Source organism: Paenibacillus sp. FSL H8-0537 (assembly GCF_038051995.1).
In the GTDB taxonomy this organism is placed as follows: domain Bacteria; phylum Bacillota; class Bacilli; order Paenibacillales; family Paenibacillaceae; genus Pristimantibacillus.
In genome coordinates, this window is the sequence record NZ_CP150290.1 from 3,862,070 (window position 1) to 3,879,265 (window position 17,196).

Consider the following 17,196-nt stretch of genomic DNA (forward strand, 5'->3'; position numbering starts at 1 on the left):
TCAATCCAACTCCCTGCTCATTTCTAAAGTTTAATCTGCTGCACCGGATTTTAGGTAGAGCGATGTTAGGGCGTGTCTGAAAACCCGTTCAGTGGCACCTTTCACCGCCTTTTCGCCCCCTAACTAAAAAAACAGGCTTTTCTCGGTAACAATCCGCTAAAATCCTGTCCTCATATAGAAAATATTAAGTTCCTCGTTGGCGTAGTCGAGCTTTACTGCTATAACTTCAGGCTCTTAGTAAGGATAATTTCCAAAGGCTCATCTTCAAGTAATAAGCATCCTGAATCTCGATAACCTAATTTTCTATAAAAATGCTGAGCCCCTTCATTAGCTAAAGTGGAGGTCATAACTAAGTTAAAACCGAGCTTCTTCATTTCATCTTCCCAAAAAAGAATTGCTTTCTTACCTAATCCTTTACTTCGATATGTATCATCGATCCAAATCATATTCATAAAAGGTGTGTTATCCCAAAAATAGCTGTGCCGCATCCACCCAACGATACTATATTCTTCATTCTGCAGAATATATATCTCATTCCCCCTAATTTTCGGTAAGATTAAGTGTTCTGAAATGTGATGGTCATGTTTTCTAATATATTCGTAGTGCGAATCAGTTGCAGCAATAATCCTCATAATAATTACTCCTCTTCATTATTTAATTGCATTATTATACAGCTGTTAATTTACCTAAAGAACGTAGAAGTTTTTTAATACTCTCCTGCTAATACTACCAGCATAAGCTTATCCTAAAACCATTGAAACATTCTAATGAAGGGCTCGCAAATGCCTGGCATGAGAGTTGGTGAAATTACAGAGCAGACCAAGTTATCTCGCCCCTCAGTATTACATCATTTAAAAATATTAAAAGAGGCTCAAATCATTGATTAAATAGGAGCAGGTATCAGCTTTATCAGTAAAGAGAAGGCATTTTCACGTGCCTATCTATTGTGTATACTAAGGGATTAATGCAACTTATACTTCAATCCACATTACCCACTATTCAGCATGTTAATCTGCATCAGCCCCCGTTATCACAATAATAGGCTGCGTCTCTATCGAGACATTGCCTGCCACTGCTCTGGAGATCATACAGGACTCTTCTGCCCTATAAGCCAGCCGCTCGGCCTTCGTGTGTTCCGCCACTGATGCATCCGCTTTGAGCACAATTCGCGGTTTGTGTACAATCCGTTCGTACGTAAACACATTATTCGTTACATCTACAATCGCTTCAGACTCCAGAGTCAGCTCCTGCGGTGTAATATCCGAGCGTTCAAGCATCGCTGCAAGGGTAATCAGATAACAGGTTGCTGCTGCCCCCAAAAGCATTTCGTCAGGGTTTGTTCCAGTTCCCGGCCCGCCCATCTCCTGCGGAATCGAAACGACCGTTTTTAACCCGCCGGCATTGATATGTCCTTCACTGTTACGCCCACCATTCCATACCGCCTTCAGATGAAAAGGGTGTTTCATCTCTCTCATTCCTTTCGATTGCTTCGTTTCAAGCTCGGATTCATCGTATAAATGGTTCATTCCTCCAGTAAAAAAAGGCCGCCTCTATGAGGGCAGCCCTGTATTCCTGTTTTACCATTAAAACACTTTCGTTGTCCAATCTTCGCAGTTCCACGTATCCGTCACAATATCGCGGTAAAATTCGGGTTCATGGGAAATCAGCAAAATGCTTCCCTTATACGCTTTAAGCGCACGCTGCAGCTCATCCTTTGCATCCACGTCGAGATGGTTGGTCGGCTCATCCAGCACGAGCAGATTCGTCTCGTGGTTGATCAGCTTGCACAAGCGGACTTTGGCTTTCTCTCCGCCGCTTAGCACCACGATTTTGCTCTCGATGTGCTTGGTTGTCAGGCCGCATTTGGCAAGAGCCGCCCGGATTTCAAACTGTGTAAAGGACGGGAACTCCTTCCAAACCTCTTCAATACAGGTGTTGTTGTTCGTTTCCTTCATTTCCTGCTCGAAATAGCCGATTTCCAGCAGATCCCCTAGCCTTGCTGAGCCTGAAATCGCCGGTATTTGCCCGAGAATACTGCGCAGCAGCGTTGTTTTACCAATCCCGTTCGAACCGACCAACGCTATTTTTTGTCCCCGCTCCATACTCAGGTTCAGCGGTCTCGACAGTGGTGAATCATAGCCGATGACGAGATCCTTCGTTTCAAAAATAACCTTGCCGGAAGTGCGCGCCGGCTTGAAGTTGAACTGCGGCTTTGGTTTTTCCCTTGCGAGTTCTATAACGTCCATCTTATCGAGCTTTTTCTGCCTAGACATCGCCATATTACGCGTAGCCACGCTGGCCTTGTTGCGTGCAACGAAGTCCTTCAATTCCGAGATTTCCTGCTGCTGCCGTTTAAAGGCAGATTCAAGCTGGTGCTTTTTCGCCTCGTACACCTGCTGGAAATACTCATAATCTCCCACATAGCGCGACAACGACTGATTTTCCATATGGTAGATCAGGTTAATGACGCTGTTCAAGAACGGAATATCATGCGAGATTAAAATAAAGGCATTTTCGTATTCCTGTAAATATCGGGTAAGCCATACGATATGCTGCTCGTCGAGATAGTTCGTAGGCTCGTCAAGCAATAGGATATCCGGTTTCTCTAGCAGCAATTTGGCCAGCAGTACCTTGGTGCGCTGACCTCCACTGAGATCATGAACATCCTTGTCTAAACCGATATCCGTAAGTCCAAGACCACGAGCCGTTTCATCGATTTTGGCATCGATCATATAAAAATCCTGATTCGTTAGCGTGTCCTGAATCGTTCCGACATCCTCCAGAAGCTGCTCCAGCTCCTCTGGAGAGACATCACCCATTCTGCCATACATGTCGTTCATTTCCTGCTCCATATCGAACAGATATTGGAACGCACCGCGCAGAACATCGCGCATGGACTGTCCCTTTGTCAGCACAGCGTGCTGATCCAGATAGCCCGTCCGCATGCGTCTTGCCCACTCAACTTTACCATCGTCCGGCTGCAGCTTGCCTGTGATGATGTTCATAAAGGTGGACTTCCCTTCACCGTTGGCACCAATCAGACCGATATGCTCGCCCTTCAGAAGGCGGAATGATACATCGCTGAAAATCGCCCGGTCTCCGAAACCGTGACTCAGCCGCTCTACATTTAATATGCTCATCAATAACACCTATTCCTTTATTAAAGTATTCTCGTCAAATTATAAAGGTTATAGCCCCACAACTCCATACCGATTTTAAAAATAATAAAAAATTTAGGTCAAGGTGAAACGGCTTTCGCCTTCCTCTGGCAGCGCGGCGCGGGGCGTTTCATTCCGAGAAATATAGAGAAAGGATAGAAAAATCATTTCCTTTCCTATATTTTAAAAAAGCCAGAACCGCATATCACGGTTCTGGCTTCTCCCTGTCAAAAACCAATCATTTCCCAATAAAGCTCTTTACAACAAACTCCAACTGAGCGTCCAAAGACACAGGGTCGCTGAACATAAAGCCTCTTCCTTTTTCACGGAAAACGTGATTGTTTTTGACTGCTTCCAGCTGCTCCCACATGCTGCCTTCAAAAACAGCCTCTGGATTGTCCTTGCCTGTCCACTCGCTTATAAAAATATAATCTCCTGCATATTCGGGAAGCAGCTCCAAAGACAGCTTCGCCCAGCCTGTACCGCTGTCGATCGCTTCCTTCTGAATAATGGGCGGCGCCTTCAACTCGAATTCGCCATAAATAATCTCGCCGCCTCTTCCAAGCTTATTGCCGTAAGCATAAAACTCTTTAGCGCTGCCAGAGTCAAAGATAGCAACGGTTTTGTCACCCACAGCCGCTTGCACCTTCGGCTTATAATCGGCTATCTTTTTATCCCAAGCCGTAATCCAGGCATTTGCCTGCTCCTCCCGGCCCGTCATTTTCCCGAATTCCAGCAGCTGCTGCCTTACAGGCACGCCATAATCGACAACTACCGTCGGAGCAATCTGGTTCAGCTTGTCGAGAACAGCTGGGTCGTTCCATACGATAATGAGATCCGGCTGCAGCTCCAAAATCTTTTCATACGCAATCCCATCACCTATACTTTCAACCCCATCCAGCTTTCCTTCCGTATAGCTGTTAAAAGCCTCTTCTCCCGCACCAACCGGCTTAATGCCGAGTGCCAGCAAATGGCCAACAAAGGCGCCCGCTATAATAACGACACGCTGCGGATTTTTGGGAATTTTAACTTCGCCATTCACTGCCGAATAAGTCACCATTTCCGCTGCGCTCGCTGCACCACTGTTTGATGCTGAGGCCTGCACTTGAGTGCTTCCATCTGTCGTTGCTGCTGGGGCAGATGACGCAACTGATCCATTATTAGAGCTGCCTGTTCCTGAGCACGCGCTAAGTAACAGCGTAAGGCATAATAGTAAAGTGACCCCCATAGATGATTTGTGTCTGTACATCGATAAATCTCCCTCTCTTTTATATCGATAATGATTCTCATATCCACTACCAATATAACGTTGCAGCCTGCGCGGGAAAAGGGACGATCCAACCCTAATGATAGGATAATCGAACCCCGCTTTCTTTGCTTTATCCTGATCCTTGAATTGCTTGGGAGTCATCCCGGTATGTTTTTTGAAAATTCTCGTGAAATAGGATACATCGTCATAGCCGACACTTGCGGAAGCCTCTTGCACAGTCATATCTGTTTTCTGCAGGTATTCCATGGCTTTGTTAACACGCTCTTTTATCACATAATCAATCATGCTTATGCCCGTTTCCTGTCTAAATTGTCTGGATACATAGGGGACGCTGTAGTGAAAAATCTGCGCGATCGATTCGCGGGTTACAGGCTCATGGTAATGCTCCTGAATATAGCGAACGACCTGGGCTGCAAGATCAGGTCGTTTCATGCCAATTTGCTGATGCTCCAGCTGCCATAGCAGTTCATAAACAAATTGATAAAACAACGTTTTAACATGAAATTTTTCTAACGTGCGCGAGCTCTGCCATTCTTTCAGCATGGTATCCACCTTGTCAAATAAAACAGCAGCATACAGTGGAGCCAAACTATATTGCAGTTGAAACGGATTATACCGCTCTATAAGATGCAAGATTTCCCGCCTGCCAGTCGATGGAATCGTTGCTTTATAGAAGATCAAATAATATTCAAACTCCGCTTCCGTTGGAAAAATATCCAGACAGGTCCCTTTTCCACCGTGCCATAGATGGAAGCGCTTCGCGGAATGTTCGATCCCGTCCAGCAGCACCTGAGCCTCGCCGCGAATGGCATATAGGAAGACACTAGACGGAAAGAGGTACGACCGCAACTCCTCGCCATGCATCATGCTGAAGTGCCTTACGTCAATCACCTTGATAGCAGCAGCATTCCATAGCTGGATATGCTCTTCCGCATTGATCGTGACAGTCAAGTGATAAGCCCCTTTTTATGTAGAATCTTATGTCGTTTTTTCAATTATTGAGAATTATTATCAACAACCAAAATTATAATTCATTTACCAGCAAACCTCAATGGATTTGGCTGGGTGCAAACGAAAAAAGACCCCTATTGCCTCAGATGGCAGCAATGGGCCACTCAAGCCTGATCATTTCGTTATCTTGCTATTACATTCCAGATTGCACACAAATACCCCCATTCACGGTTATACTAACCTTAGAGGTGAACGACAATGTCCGACGAATGGAAAGCGAATCCGGATCAGATTTCTGACAGCCTGCGCTATCAGGACGAGCCATTCCCGCCCGCGCCTGTGTCTAATGAACAATGGCGAGCCATCGTAGGCAATGACCCTTCATATGACGGTCAATTTTATTACGCTGTCAAAACAACGGGTATTTTTTGCCGGCCGTCCTGCAAATCTAGACCGCCCAACAGGGAAAATATCGGATTCTTTCTGACTGCCGAGCAAGCGTTGGCTGCCCAATTTCGTCCATGTAAACGCTGTAAACCGACCGGGCAACGATTGCCAGATGAAGAATGGATCGCGATGGTGACCGTATATATTGATCGACACTACAAAGAAAAGCTAACGCTTGCCACCCTTGCATCCATTTGCCATGGCACGCCGTATCATTTGCACCGAACGTTCAAAAAAGTAACGGGCAAAACACCCGTCGATTATATCCAGCAAATTAGAATCGAAAAAGCCAAGGCGATACTCCTCTCTTCCCCTACACCAATTGCAGAAGTAGGCGAATATGTCGGCTTGTCAAATACCCCTTATTTTATTACCTTGTTCAAGCAGAAAACCGGGCATACACCAGAAGGCTACCGACAGTGGCATAACAATGGTGGAATAACAACAAATAAAGGAGATCTCCAAAATGAAGAATTCATTTAGCGGGGGCATATATTGGTCGCTGTTTAGTTATGAAGATTGGAGCCTGCACGTTGCAGCTACAAACGAAGGGCTTTGCTTTGTAGGTTCGCAGAAACAGCCCTATGAAGAGTTAGCGAAATGGGCTGCGTCGCGTATTCCGCATAGCCCATTGATTCGGGATGCTGAAAAGCTGCTTCCGTATAAGGCTGAGCTGGCTCAATATTTGCAAGGAACGCTTGAAACATTTACAATCCCTACCGTATTTCAAGGAACACCTTTCCAAGAGGCAGTATGGCAGGCTCTTTGCAGCATTCCATATGGGCAAACCTGGTCCTATTCGGATATTGCCAACCATATTCAAAAACCCGCGGCGGTTCGAGCTGTTGGTGCAGCCATTGGTGCGAACCCGATACTCATTACCATTCCTTGCCATCGTGTTATCGGCAAAAACGGGACACTCACTGGCTATCGAGGTGGAATAGAGATGAAAACCAAGCTATTGCAGTTGGAAGGTTACAAAATAAAAAGCACCTCTTAGGTGCTTTAAGCCGAGCTGCTGCAGGGGCATTTAGAAAATTCACGGCATCCATAAAATTCACACCCGCTTCTTATACACCCACATTGCTAAAAAATATGCTGCGAATAAAATTCCGACGCACCACGCCAGTGCGACCCATATATCGTTACCCACCGATTGATCTGACAATAGCGCACGGATGGCTTCCACGATTGAGGTCACCGGCTGGTTTTCGGCAAAGGCGCGAACGGCCGACGGCATCGACTCGGTCGGCACAAACGCCGAGCTGATAAACGGCAGGAAGATAATCGGATAGGAAAAGGCGCTTGCGCCATCCACCGATTTGGCGGACAGTCCGGCAATGGCCGCGACCCAAGTTAATGCCAACGTAAACAGAGCCAGTATGCCAGCTACTGCAAGCCATGACAGTATCCCCGCCGACGAACGAAAGCCCATAACGAGTGCTACGAGAATGATGACGACAACAGATATGGTGTTGGACACCAGTGAGGTCAGTACATGCCCCCACAGCAAGCTGGAACGTGAAATCGGCATGGAGTGAAAGCGCTCGAATATGCCACGCTGCACATCGGTAAACAGGCGGAAGGCCGTGTAGGATATACCGCTAGCAATAGCAATTAGCAGTATGCCAGGCAGCAGGTAATTCACATAGTTATCCGTTCCGCTTTGAATGGCACCGCCGAATACATAGACGAACAGCAGCATTAACGCAATCGGCATGATGGTGACCGAGATGATGGTGTCCATATATCGTCCACGGCAGCAAATTGCCCGGTCAGACTGATCGCCTGCTTTACATGCTCGGGGCTCGATGCAACATCGAATCCGTTTACTGAGGCGGTTCCGCTATCTAGTTTGAGCAGCGTAGTTAGAATTTTGACAACCGTTGTCTTGCCGGCCCCGTTAGAGCCGAGCAGGGCGAAAATGCTGCCCTCCTCCACCTCGAAATCCACGCCCTTTAGCACTTGTTGCTGCTTGTAGGACTTTGTCATTCCAATCACTTGAATGGACTTATTTTTCATATTTCCCCTCCTTATATCACCTTAACTTTTGATAAATCGGCCTCCATGCCTTTGAGCACAGCAAAGGTCAGTTTATCCATCATTGCGCCGTCAAAGCAGATCGATTGGATTGCACGATAATACCTTTTAGAAAAGGAAAACGCAGACTTGAAGGAGACATTTTTGAGTGTAGCGCCCCTAAACGAAACTTCGTTTAATGCCGCTTTGTCAAACTTAACGCCGATAAAGGTCTGCCCATCCAGACACAGCCCGCTCAGGTCGGAATATTCGAAGTCCACGCCATTAAAGGAACAGCCTTCGAAGATTGTTTTTCTAAGGTCGGTCTTGCTTAATGTGACGTCGGTCAGTTTTATACTTGTGAATTTTGCTCCATCCAGCCCAGACATGCTGAAGGTAGTGCGTACAAGGATGGATTGCTTAAAGCTAACCTTCGTAAGGTCAGAGGTGGATAGAATGCAGTCCGTCAGATTTGCCCCGTCAAAATTGGCTTCACGTACGTCGCTGCTTTTAAACGAGCTTCCAGTCAAGTCTGCGCCAGCAAAGTCGGAACCGCGCAATGCGCTAGCTTTAAATTGACCTTTATGGGCAATAACGCCAGCAAAGTCGCTCATTTGCAAGTTGCTTGCGCTAAGGTTTGTCAGCACCTGCCGCTCCAGCGAGCGAGAGAGGTTGGCGACCTCCATTATCGTTTGTTCGATGTCGCCGATGCTCTCAATGGTCATGTTAAACGCTGTTTCATCATCCTTGCCCTCGGTTTTGAGATCATGATATCGCTCCTGCAAATCGGAGTGCAGATCCGCCTTTAATTCGGTGACGCTTTTCACCCCATCATATGGCGTAAACACGCCATTCAAATAGCTGGTCAATTTCTGATTCATCACATCACATCTCCTTATAATAAGTTTTCTAGCACGCGCTTTGAATACTCCCAATTGCTTTTGTTGCGGTCGTAAGTCACTTTGCCCTTATCGGTAATCCTAAAATATTTGCGCCGCCCGCCCTGCGATTCATCCCCCCAATACCACTCGATATCGCCGTCTGCCTCAAGCCGCCGGACACTGGAGTACATCGTAGCTTCCTTTAATTCATACTCGCCGCCCGAGCGCTCGGCAATTAGTTTGACAATCTCGTATCCGTATCGGTCAGCTTCGGATAAGAGCCGTAAAATCATTGTATCGGTATGTCCGCGCAGCAGGTCGGATGTAATTTTGCTCTCACTCATATAATCACCTCCGTATTTGTATAATACGGCACACTACTATGTCTGTCAAGGTAGTATTTTTAATCTAATACTTTGTTTGAAAAGCGAAAATTATATTCATTGCCCCCCTCCATTCCTGGCTAAAATAAAAAATGGGCCGCCCAAAGCCTATCATCACAAGCTGCTGATGAGGCGGGCTTCCAATCTCCTGCTGGAAACCGAGCTTAGTGTAACCGCCATTGCTGAGCGGCTCGGCTATCCCTCCATCCACCCGTTTACGCGCCATTTCAGCGCCTGCTATGGCGTCAGTCCGAAGCAGTATCGACTTCAGCCGCAAGCAAGAGCGTGATGTTACCTTAATGTTGGGGCTACTTCGCCCACGCGAATAGGCCACCGTTTGCCCGGTGGCCTATTCGTTGGTTTATTATTTATCTAAGGGCAATCCAATACGCTAGCCATATGCCAAAACTGATCAATTAAATCCAGCTGCATTTATTTAATAAATAGCTTCATCAGTTTATTATAGATAGGATGTATCATATAACCCGTTGGATTAACCGAATACCTTTTGCCTATATTCAGCTGGTTGATCTGCTCCATTTCATCACTAGTCAGCTCAAAATCAAATATCTGACTATTTTCTTTCATTCTTTTTGGGCTCGATGATTTTGGAATAACGATGATGCCTCGCTCCAAGTGCCAACGTAAAATGACCTGAGCCACTGTTTTATGATGATAATCAGCGATTCTTTTTAATTCCGGATGCTCCAATAACGCTTTATTCCCTTGCCCTAGCGGCCCCCATGCCTCATGTAAAATCTGATGCTGATTGAGATACTGATGCAGGTCATTTTGGGCAAATTCGGGATGCGTCTCAATTTGATTGATCATCGGTGGGATTTTAGCATGCTTCATTAATCGTTCAAGGTGTTGAATCTCAAAATTTGCAACGCCAATCACTTTGATTTTCCCTTCGGAGTACAGCTCTTCCATCGCTCGCCACGCTTCCAAATCATTTGGTGCGGCAAAATGAATCAAGTACATATCCAGATTATCTACTTTCAGCTTTTTGCAAGTTTGCTCAAAAGCCTTCCTGGTCGCTTTATAGCCAAGATCCGTATTCCACACTTTAGACGTAATAAAAAAATCCTCGCGCGGCAGACCGCTTTTCTGTATTTCTCTTCCTAATGCTTCCTCATTGCCGTAAATTTTAGCGGTATCAAAATGCCGATATCCGATTCGAATCGCCTCGCTGATCGCCGTTTCAAACTCTTTTTCTTTCGTTATTTTGTATACCCCAAACCCCAATTGCGGAATTTCAACCCCATTGATCGCTTTTACTGTTCTATTTTCAAAAGTCATATTCATGCCCCTCTCGTTTGATATAACTAAAAAGTGATTAATATAATATATTAAATATTAATTATATCTAGTTCATTTCAAAAAAAGAGAAGGTAACCCTTTTTCAGTGCAAAAAGTCGGTTAACCTCACTTCTTTTAAGTTATTTTGCATATCCATCTCAACGGTTTGCAGACTGGAGGCAATCTTTTGTTTGACTGCGTCTACTTCTTTCCCTTGAAGCGTGGTATCGGTATGAAGCTTGAACAGCGTTTTGCCAGGTTCGACCGCTAAAAAAACATCTAATAACGTAATTTCTACTAGTGGCTTTGCCAGCAGAATGCCTCCCTTCGCTCCTTCTTTAGCAAGCGTCAGCCTAGCATTATTCAGATTCCTGATGACTTTAACCGTCGTTGGAACGGGAATATTCAATTGCTCAGAAATCACTTTTGTAGACAAAAAGGTAGAGCAGTTCTCCTCCGCAATGCTGTGAATATAGAGCAATATGGCAATTCCTTGCGATAGAGCCGTGGAGTATGACATTTCTAACTCATCCTAACTATCGGCTATTTTATGTATACTATATATTATTTATATTTAGTTTTCAATAGATATTTTTATATCCCTATTCCCAACAAATGATTCGGCAGATTACTATGCTGTGAACGTCGAAAAGCCCGGCGGGGAGGCTCCCGCCAGGCTTTTGTTATAAAGATTAGAATTCAAGTCATTAACGCAAAGACTCCTTTACCGCTTCGTTTTTTTAGTTAATCTCCAAATAATCAAGGTAAGCATCCCATGTGCCGTCATCCGCTGTTACAACAAGCTCAATCACTTGATTCCCGGTTCCATGGCTGACATTGTTTAGCGTATAGACCGCTGGATTGCTCCCGCCGAAGTAGAACGTCCCCTTCGTCTGTCCACCGATTTTCAAGTCGACTCTGGCCATGCTGGAGTTGTTCGAAGCACCACGCAGTGAAAAATGATGAGTGCCACTCGCAAAATATTGCGTGTATTTCACTAAATCATTGTTGGCATATAAAGCAACTCCGTTGAATGGCGAGTTAATATTTCCAGTATACTGACCGCTTTTGGTCATATTCTCAGCTTCCACTTTCGTACCTGTTCCTGGAGACGGAGTTGTACCGCCGCCGTCAGGAGCGACCGCACGGCCCGTGGTCGGCGAGATCATGCCTGAGCAAAGGCCCCGGCTCTTGAGGCTTTGAGCAATCTGCGGGATCGCTTGGCGCGTAGCCTGAAACTGGTCATGCATCAGGATGACGTCACCGTTTTGCAGCCTGCCCGTGGCGGCCACGATCTGAGCAGAGGTGGCACCGTTCCAGTCCAAGGAGTCCACGTTCCACAGCACTTCTTTAAGACCGTTTTGAGCCACGACAGATTTCAGCGTCGCGTTGGTAGCACCGTACGGTGGACGGAACAGCTTTGGCGCGGTTCCGGTAATGGACTGAATCGCCTGCTGCGTCCGTGTAATTTCCGACGTCATCTGCGAGCTGCTAAGTGCAGTCATTTGCGGATGTGTATAGGAGTGGTTGCCGATCCACATGCCCGCGGCCACTTGTTCCCGCACCAGAGACGGGTTATTTTGTGCGTTTTGTCCGACGTTGAACATCGTTGCGCGCAATCCGGCCTGCTTCAACGCATTGAGCAGATTTGTCGTGCTCCCGGTATTGGGGCCATCGTCGAATGTTAAACCTACGTAGCCGTTCGGACAGTTCACATCAGCAGCACTGGCTCCTGGCACCATTGAGCTGGACATTAACGTAACGGAAAGCGCCAATGCCACTAATCCACTAACTAGTTTTGATTTAAACATCATGTGCCTCCTAATCATTAAATACTAGTATCGTTAATCTCGTCCCTCCGAACCGCTGCAGCTATCTCTCTAGCGGGCACTGTCAACATCCGCAGCACTCCCACAGAACACTGCGGATGCATGCTTTACAGCCATCTCATTACTGCAATCTTAAATAATCAAAATCAACAAAACCACCCGTTGATTTAGTCGCATAATTGAACAGAGCAAAACGGTATCCCATAAAATGAGGCAAGGTATAAGACATTTGGAGCGTATTGCCTATGGACGTCCAATTTGTGCCATCAAGACTGTAGGAGAAATAGGCTTTATCCGTCTGATTTGTGAAATCACAGAAAAGCTTAAAATATACTCGGCCCTGAGTGATCGGGATATTTGCCACTTCAGTCATCGTTCCCGAGCTCGCATTTACCATCACAATGGACTTCGAGGCTCCGGACATTTTCACACCAACAAAACCATATTTAGCCTGAAAAGCCGCAAGACCGGCATAATCTCCGTCCTTCATGCCGCTTGTTTCCATAGCAATGATTCCTGTAGATTGGGGGCCAAATGTCCTTTGCGTAAGCGTATTTCTGGCATCAAGAATACTTGTGCTCAGCTTTCCTGTAGTCAACCTCATAAATCCGGGCCGCTGTGCAAGGGACCATTTCGTATTGTCAGGATTGTGATTCCACTGCCACACCTTTGCAAGAGTCGCCCCTGACGAAGCAGTTCCTGTAAACGAAACATCGTCTACATAGAAATTCATGAGGTCATTTGTCTGATTAGGGGTTGAACTGTAGGGTGTCTCAATAAAAATAAAGGTTTGCGAGAGATCGGCACCTGCCGGAAGTGTATAGGTTCCTTGAATCGTGCCCCATTGACCTTTGGTTAGCGTGCTAGAGCCAAGAATGGCTATACCCGTGTAGCTTGGACCGTTTTGGATATTGAAGTTAAATGCTTTAGTCGCGGGACCATCGGTATATTTAACTTTTGCGGAAAATTGATATACGCCGCCTGCTGTCACTTTTCCCGTAATGACTTGTTTTAGGCCAGCAGCTGTTTGCTGTCTGCCGCTAACAAACAGGCTTTTTGATCCGCTGAAAAAGTCTGCAGTGGTGGCTGCGATAGTTGCTGTATTGTTATTCGTCCAAGGGCTTATGGTTGCATCTTCAAATCCTCCGTTTACCATTAGCTGACTCGGGGTTTGATCCGAAGAAAACTCATCTGATGCATAGACCTTCTTAACCGGATAACCCTCAACAGGAAGATTCATTGTTAGAGGTGCCTTGCCATTAACGCCGAATACCGGCCAATTATTTGCCCAGGTAACCGGAACAAGATACGGCATACGTCCGATTGCCCCACTGTCTTTAAACAACATAGCATACCAAGCGCCAGAAGCCGTATCAACAATCCCTCCCTGTGCTATGCCTGAATCCTTTAATGAAACCTGACCTGTATAGGCTCCGGTCAAGCTGCTTGCACGATAGGTTAATTGTGTGCGCCCGCTTCCCGATGGCCAGCATATAAGGAATACATAGTACATTCCATTGATCTTTTGTATGTGTGCGCCTTCGGCCTTGACTATGAAGCTGGACCCTGCAATGTTACTCGAACTTGGAATGATGATCTGATTTAGTCCACCTGATTTGATCGATTTTGCATCTGCGGAAAGCTCAATGATTCTAATATCATCACTGCCATAAACCAAAAATACACGATCATTATCAAAAAGCAGCGATGCATCATGATAGTAGCTGCCAAGCACGGAAGATGTCCAAGGACCCGTTTCTATGTTGCTAGTTTGATAAATATAGGTTCTGCCGGTAGAATTAGAGCCGAAGGACACATAATAGATTCCGTTATTATATCGAAGGCTGCTTGCCCACGAGCCTCTTCCATACTCGTTTTTCCCGTTATTAAGATTTTGTGCATCATTGTTGGCATAGGTATCGTAAACATAATTTACGATTTCCCAGTTTACAAGGTCATAAGATTTCATGATGGGAACGCCAGGATTCATGTGCATAGTCGTGCTCGTCATATAAAAAGTATTGCCCACCCTGATCACATCATTGTCTGGAGCATCAGCATATACAAATGGATTTGTAAAAGTGGCAGCTGAAGATATCGAGATGTTTGACATCATACCCATGAGTAAAAGTAAAATCGATAAAAAAAGAGATATTCGCTTATACATATTAAAATCCTCCTAAATAAATTTGTCGTTCATTAATTTCCAAATAATCTACGTTAGCATCCCAAGTCCCGTTATCAATTACGATTATTTGCAGTTCCGCCAGTCGCTTGACCCTGCTCAGTTGTCATGCCCTCCTCCTATTTTTTTTAAACTCCACTTTCCCCAACATATGTGATTCCGAAACCGAACCGCCCCTAATCTATCTCGCCAAAGCCTTTGTAAAGGTTCGTGCTCCGATTGTTGGTTTTAATACCGTCTTCATTGGAAATATGGCCTACACCACATTGAAAGCGCTTGCATTTTTCCGAAATAAAACACTTTGCAGGAAGCCAGTGGAATAAACACACATCGTGCAATTATGCTGCCAAGCGTAATTAATTGATAATTTTTTCTAAATATTGAAAACGTTTTCCATTCAATCCTAACATATTTTATCAATCGTTTAGTTATACTTTTTTTGGATTTTGTTGTAATTTTTTGTTCATTATTAGGAGATTTCAATCGACTCACATTCATTTGATCTGCAGCGTTAAAAAAAGCCCACGGATGCTTCCTATATAATGAAGTCACCGCAGCAACCATTACATGGGAAAAACAAACCGTGGGTTATAATTATCATTGGGCAACTCTTCAATGAAATGCGATTTTATAGACTTCGCAGCCTCTCAAGCCTAATCCTTTGTTCCGGCCATAAAGCCGCGCCCGTTCGTGCCAATATATACTTTTCCGTATTCCTGACGGTCTGCCACCATAACCTGAGGCTCATTTCCGATTTGCATTTGCGGCGAATTAATTTGAATCCATGTGCTTCCCCTATCATCCGAACGGAATATTCCCTTTATCCCTCCAACCTCTCCATATAAAAAAGCTGCTGGCTGTGTCTGTCCCGGGGCCGCTTTGCCGAATGCAAACAATCTAGCCTCCTTGATCTGATCCAGCTTGGTAAAAGAGGCTCCTGAATTGGCTGAGACATATACGCCATTGGCACCTAAGCTAATCCAGAGCACGCCTTCCATTCCGGGAGCTGCCTCAACCTTCACAGGACTTCCCCCTGGCAGCGGCGTTTGGTTAGCGATGGACCAGCTTTGTCCTGCATCCGAGCTCACATGCAGATAGCCCGATTTATAGGCATAAAACTTGCTTCCGTCCACCCGATCAGCAGCTATCGGATGATTGTATGAAAATATCATACTCCCGCCCACCGTTCCCGTCGGCGCCCCTGTCATGGCCTCCCATGTAGCTCCTCTGTCTGTTGTCCGCACTGGACTGCCAGATTGAGGGAACCATAGAATCGTATTAAGATCTGTAGCGGAATAAGCCAGTCTGCCCAGCTTAGAGCCCGCAGGTACGGGGCGGGCTTCCATTGTCAGCCCATTATCTGATGAAACGAACATGCGGGTAACTGTTCCATACCAGTCATCACTCCCGATAAAGGCCATATATTGTGGATTAGCTTCGTGATAGTCAACACTAACCATCTCCCGCATCGAACTCATCTCCAGCCTAGCTGCAGGCGAAGCATTCACATCCATATGACGAAAGCCAATAACATCGGCTACTCCCGTGAATAGCGGTGCTCCTTCTGGCGGCGCAGCTCCTGTGAGGGCAACCACCTCTTCATGGCCATTGGATAAGGTCTCCCACTTTGTCCACAACGTCCCGATGTCCTTTGTTCGATAGACGCCAAACCAGTCTGCGGAATAAACGGTTCCGGCATGATGTGGGTCAAACACGACAGTAGACGTGGCTGAAAAGAACATATTAGGCTGCCACCAGCCGGGCTTGGAGGTTTGAGCCTTGTTCACTAGCGTCCAGCTCTCTCCCCTGTTGATGGAACGATACAGCGGAAGCTGGGCTCCGCCTGTCCTGACCGCAGCCAAGAGATGGCTGTCGTTATGCGGATCAATATCAATGCCGTAATAGGACGTATATGCTGCATTAGGCGTAATATTGCTCCAGCTTCCGTCCTTATACCTATGCACTCCGTTATTGGGCGTAGTTACATACAAAGACCCATCCTGTCCTGCGGCCAAACGCGCCGGATGTGCAGGGCTTCCCGGAATCAGATTCCAAGTAGAGCCCTCGCCTCGTGTCTCATAAATTCCAATTCCCATTACACCGACATAAAGTGCTGTCTCCAGGTTAGCTGCCCCGGGAACGCTACCGAAGATCAAGCTGCGAATCCCTTTGCCGCTTGTCCCGGCGGGAACCTCATTTACTTTGGACCAGGTTTGTCCTGCATCCTGACTCCTATACAAGCCGTCATACCGGGTACCCGCATACACTATGTTAGATAGATTCGGGTGAACTGCAATACTCTCCCCCATGGCCCGCTCCACATTGCCGTTAGCCTCATTGCGCTTGTTCAAATTTGTTCTGGACCACGTATTCCCGCGGTCGGTAGATTTCAGAATATCACTGGGGGATGCACTCCCTGTTTTTCCAGCGGATACATAGACGATATCAGGGTTTTGTGAATCAAGCGCAATACCATCAATTCCATACAAATTGCTCTGCTCTGGGCCCAGTCCGTCCATTAGCGGAATCCAGCTTGAATCATTCGGGTCCAGACGGTATGCCCCGCCAACGTCAGTGCGGATATACACCAGATCCGGTTCAGAAGGATGAATTACAATTCCTGTCACATACCCTCCTCCCCCGATAGATACATTTTTCCACGTATAGCTTTCCGATGATACCGCATACGCTGTGTTGCCGGGCAGCAGCACAACAACAACGGTCAATAACGTACCAAGCATTTTTCTCCAGTCCAAATCTGTTCCCTCAAT

15 protein-coding genes and 2 pseudogenes are annotated in these 17,196 nt (G+C 46.2%); 4 read left to right on the plus strand and 13 right to left on the minus strand.

The genetic code is table 11. The features are described from left to right. Window positions 1-218 precede the first annotated feature (218 nt). On the minus strand, window positions 219-632 hold the full coding sequence (locus tag MHB80_RS16200; protein ID WP_341277967.1) for a GNAT family N-acetyltransferase: 414 nt from the start codon (window positions 630-632) through the stop codon (window positions 219-221). Window positions 633-788: 156 nt separating this feature from the next. Here MHB80_RS16200 and MHB80_RS16205 point away from each other — a divergent pair. Further along, window positions 789-869, plus strand: a pseudogene (locus MHB80_RS16205) (ArsR family transcriptional regulator); the annotation flags it as partial. Between the two features lie 138 nt (window positions 870-1,007). On the opposite strand, the gene MHB80_RS16210 reads toward MHB80_RS16205, so the two are convergent. From MHB80_RS16210 to MHB80_RS16220, 3 genes are all read right to left on the minus strand, one after another. After that, the gene (locus tag MHB80_RS16210; protein WP_341282997.1) at window positions 1,008-1,466 is read right to left on the minus strand and encodes an OsmC family protein; all 459 of its coding nucleotides are present in this window, start codon (window positions 1,464-1,466) and stop codon (window positions 1,008-1,010) included. Between the two features lie 117 nt (window positions 1,467-1,583). Next, window positions 1,584-3,140, minus strand: coding sequence for an ABC-F family ATP-binding cassette domain-containing protein (locus tag MHB80_RS16215; RefSeq protein ID WP_341277968.1), 1,557 nt, complete (start codon window positions 3,138-3,140; stop codon window positions 1,584-1,586). A 256-nt stretch (window positions 3,141-3,396) separates the two neighbouring features. Continuing rightward, complete coding sequence (locus MHB80_RS16220; protein WP_341277969.1) at window positions 3,397-5,379, minus strand: AraC family transcriptional regulator; 1,983 nt, start codon at window positions 5,377-5,379, stop codon at window positions 3,397-3,399. 258 nt (window positions 5,380-5,637) lie between these two features. On the opposite strand from MHB80_RS16220, the gene MHB80_RS16225 reads away from it, so the two are divergent. After that, window positions 5,638-6,309 (plus strand): bifunctional transcriptional activator/DNA repair enzyme AdaA, encoded by a 672-nt coding sequence (locus MHB80_RS16225; protein WP_341277970.1) that lies wholly within the window; start codon window positions 5,638-5,640, stop codon window positions 6,307-6,309. Continuing rightward, window positions 6,293-6,826, plus strand: a complete 534-nt coding sequence (locus tag MHB80_RS16230) for a methylated-DNA--[protein]-cysteine S-methyltransferase (protein WP_341277971.1) — start codon at window positions 6,293-6,295, stop codon at window positions 6,824-6,826. Before MHB80_RS16225 ends, MHB80_RS16230 begins: the two co-directional genes overlap by 17 nt. 57 nt (window positions 6,827-6,883) lie before the next feature. On the opposite strand, the gene MHB80_RS16235 is transcribed toward MHB80_RS16230, so the two are convergent. The 4 genes and pseudogenes from MHB80_RS16235 to MHB80_RS16250 form a co-directional block, all read right to left on the minus strand. Further along, window positions 6,884-7,573 carry an ABC transporter permease gene (locus MHB80_RS16235; RefSeq protein WP_341277972.1) on the minus strand — a complete coding sequence of 230 codons (690 nt, stop codon included), beginning with the start codon at window positions 7,571-7,573 and terminating at the stop codon, window positions 6,884-6,886. Then, a pseudogene (locus MHB80_RS16240) lies at window positions 7,573-7,848 on the minus strand (ATP-binding cassette domain-containing protein); the annotation flags it as partial. The gene MHB80_RS16235 and the pseudogene MHB80_RS16240, both read right to left, overlap by 1 nt. Before the next feature lie 11 nt (window positions 7,849-7,859). Further along, window positions 7,860-8,726: a pentapeptide repeat-containing protein gene (locus tag MHB80_RS16245; protein WP_341277973.1), complete on the minus strand. Its 867-nt coding sequence runs from the start codon at window positions 8,724-8,726 to the stop codon at window positions 7,860-7,862. 14 nt (window positions 8,727-8,740) lie between these two features. Beyond that, a complete protein-coding gene (locus MHB80_RS16250; protein ID WP_341277974.1) occupies window positions 8,741-9,070 on the minus strand; it encodes a PadR family transcriptional regulator in 330 nt (109 codons plus the stop codon). A gap of 166 nt (window positions 9,071-9,236) precedes the next feature. Between MHB80_RS16250 and MHB80_RS16255 the strand changes: the two genes are divergently transcribed. Beyond that, window positions 9,237-9,398 (plus strand): helix-turn-helix domain-containing protein, encoded by a 162-nt coding sequence (locus MHB80_RS16255; RefSeq protein WP_341277975.1) that lies wholly within the window; start codon window positions 9,237-9,239, stop codon window positions 9,396-9,398. Between the two features lie 143 nt (window positions 9,399-9,541). On the opposite strand, the gene MHB80_RS16260 is transcribed toward MHB80_RS16255, so the two are convergent. From MHB80_RS16260 to MHB80_RS16280, 5 genes are all read right to left on the minus strand, one after another. Next, window positions 9,542-10,411 (minus strand): aldo/keto reductase, encoded by an 870-nt coding sequence (locus MHB80_RS16260; protein WP_341277976.1) that lies wholly within the window; start codon window positions 10,409-10,411, stop codon window positions 9,542-9,544. A 103-nt stretch (window positions 10,412-10,514) separates the two neighbouring features. Next, complete coding sequence (locus tag MHB80_RS16265) at window positions 10,515-10,931, minus strand: Rrf2 family transcriptional regulator (protein WP_341277977.1); 417 nt, start codon at window positions 10,929-10,931, stop codon at window positions 10,515-10,517. 220 nt (window positions 10,932-11,151) lie between these two features. After that, complete coding sequence (locus tag MHB80_RS16270; protein WP_341282998.1) at window positions 11,152-12,222, minus strand: polysaccharide deacetylase family protein; 1,071 nt, start codon at window positions 12,220-12,222, stop codon at window positions 11,152-11,154. A gap of 139 nt (window positions 12,223-12,361) precedes the next feature. Further along, the gene (locus MHB80_RS16275) at window positions 12,362-14,407 is read right to left on the minus strand and encodes a family 43 glycosylhydrolase (RefSeq protein ID WP_341277978.1); all 2,046 of its coding nucleotides are present in this window, start codon (window positions 14,405-14,407) and stop codon (window positions 12,362-12,364) included. 671 nt (window positions 14,408-15,078) lie between these two features. After that, entirely contained in the window at window positions 15,079-17,181 is a 2,103-nt protein-coding gene (locus MHB80_RS16280) for a hypothetical protein (RefSeq protein WP_341277979.1), read from the minus strand. Window positions 17,182-17,196: the final 15 nt, after the last annotated feature.

Coding starts and splice junctions, on each gene's coding strand:
- MHB80_RS16200 (WP_341277967.1), bottom strand. CDS start 632: ATGAGGATTATTGCTGCAACTGATTCGCACTACGAATATATTAGAAAA.
- MHB80_RS16210 (WP_341282997.1), bottom strand. CDS start 1,466: ATGAAACACCCTTTTCATCTGAAGGCGGTATGGAATGGTGGGCGTAAC.
- MHB80_RS16215 (WP_341277968.1), bottom strand. CDS start 3,140: ATGAGCATATTAAATGTAGAGCGGCTGAGTCACGGTTTCGGAGACCGG.
- MHB80_RS16225 (WP_341277970.1), top strand. CDS start 5,638: ATGTCCGACGAATGGAAAGCGAATCCGGATCAGATTTCTGACAGCCTG.
- MHB80_RS16230 (WP_341277971.1), top strand. CDS start 6,293: ATGAAGAATTCATTTAGCGGGGGCATATATTGGTCGCTGTTTAGTTAT.
- MHB80_RS16235 (WP_341277972.1), bottom strand. CDS start 7,573: ATGGACACCATCATCTCGGTCACCATCATGCCGATTGCGTTAATGCTG.
- MHB80_RS16245 (WP_341277973.1), bottom strand. CDS start 8,726: ATGAATCAGAAATTGACCAGCTATTTGAATGGCGTGTTTACGCCATAT.
- MHB80_RS16250 (WP_341277974.1), bottom strand. CDS start 9,070: ATGAGTGAGAGCAAAATTACATCCGACCTGCTGCGCGGACATACCGAT.
- MHB80_RS16255 (WP_341277975.1), top strand. CDS start 9,237: ATGAGGCGGGCTTCCAATCTCCTGCTGGAAACCGAGCTTAGTGTAACC.
- MHB80_RS16260 (WP_341277976.1), bottom strand. CDS start 10,411: ATGACTTTTGAAAATAGAACAGTAAAAGCGATCAATGGGGTTGAAATT.
- MHB80_RS16265 (WP_341277977.1), bottom strand. CDS start 10,931: ATGTCATACTCCACGGCTCTATCGCAAGGAATTGCCATATTGCTCTAT.
- MHB80_RS16270 (WP_341282998.1), bottom strand. CDS start 12,222: ATGTTTAAATCAAAACTAGTTAGTGGATTAGTGGCATTGGCGCTTTCC.
- MHB80_RS16275 (WP_341277978.1), bottom strand. CDS start 14,407: ATGTATAAGCGAATATCTCTTTTTTTATCGATTTTACTTTTACTCATG.